The 438-nt window shown below is 63.9% G+C and carries 1 protein-coding gene; it reads right to left on the bottom strand.

Annotation, left to right across the window (positions count from 1 at the left end; translation table 11 throughout):
* The coding region (locus J0695_RS42090) for a hypothetical protein (RefSeq protein ID WP_206970072.1) at nt 1-228 on the bottom strand (228 nt) is incomplete at its 3' end.
* Nucleotides 229-438 lie beyond the last annotated feature (210 nt).

The following is a 438-nucleotide window of genomic DNA, read 5'->3' on the forward strand; positions in this document are numbered from 1 at the left end:
CTCCAGGTTGTCGAAGTCGAGGTGCGGGTCGAAGGCGGTGGCCTTGAGCTCGTGGAAGTCGAAGGCGCCGGGGGCGGACTGCGTGTAGTACTCGCCCTTCAGTCCGCGTATGTCCACCGGGTCGTCCTCGGCCGCGGTCGCGGTCCGGCCGGTCGCGGTGAGCCCTGCGACTCCCAGTGCGGCGGCCAGGAACAGGGCTAAACGGCCCCTGAGTCGTCTGATGCGCACGGATCCTCCGTCTGTGAGGAAGGTGACGGCTCTCTGCTCAGTGCTCGGTCTCAGTGCTCAGTTCGTGTACTCGGTCCCGCTGTTCGTGTGCTCGGACCCACCGTTCTGCGCGCTGTTCTTTGTTCTGTTCTGTGCGTTGTGTTCGGCTGTACAACGTTGTCACGAACAGCACTTGGCATAACAGCACGGATTCCGCCGCTCGTCCAGGGA

It is taken from the genome of Streptomyces beijiangensis (assembly GCF_017315755.1).
Lineage (GTDB): Bacteria > Actinomycetota > Actinomycetes > Streptomycetales > Streptomycetaceae > Streptomyces > Streptomyces beijiangensis.